Origin of the sequence: Mesorhizobium sp. M8A.F.Ca.ET.218.01.1.1, assembly GCF_004791165.1 — a bacterium.
GTDB lineage: Bacteria > Pseudomonadota > Alphaproteobacteria > Rhizobiales > Rhizobiaceae > Mesorhizobium.
The window spans coordinates 1-437 of the sequence record NZ_SRUZ01000048.1 but is presented as its reverse complement, the minus strand read 5'-3'; the positions used below and the strand labels follow the sequence as shown (position 1 = coordinate 437).

The window sequence follows — 437 nt, the reverse complement described above, 5'->3', positions numbered from 1 at the left end:
GCGCGCATGGCCGCGACGAGGCCCTCGCGCAGTGAACGGTTGCCGTGGCGGTTGTCGATCTCGTCCATGGCGGCACGGCCGAGCACGGCCGGTCCATCGAGAAGCAAAAGCCGCGTGCGGCCAGCCGCGCGCATCGCAGACGGCGGATCGGTCACCAGGATCACCGACAGGAAGAAGAAGCCCAGCATCAGCGCCCAAGATGGGCTGACCAGCGAGCGCACCACGCGGGGGTCGGCGAAGGCGAGCAGCGCGAAGATCGAGACGGCGCCGAGCGAGCCGAAGCCGAGCTGGTTGACGATATCGCCGCCCTCGCCGGTCAGTTCCGCGCCCGCCGGCTGGAAGGGCCGGAACGAGACCATGATGACGGTGAACAGGAGCGCGGCGATGGCCGTCGCCACACCTTGCCTGGTGAAGGCGGCGCCGAGCGGCGCGCGCTC

General features: G+C 70.5%; 1 pseudogene. It reads right to left on the bottom strand.

Annotated elements, in window-relative coordinates:
• A pseudogene (locus EN861_RS36545) lies at positions 1-398 on the bottom strand (hypothetical protein); the annotation flags it as partial.
• Between the last annotated feature and the right edge of the window lie 39 nt (positions 399-437).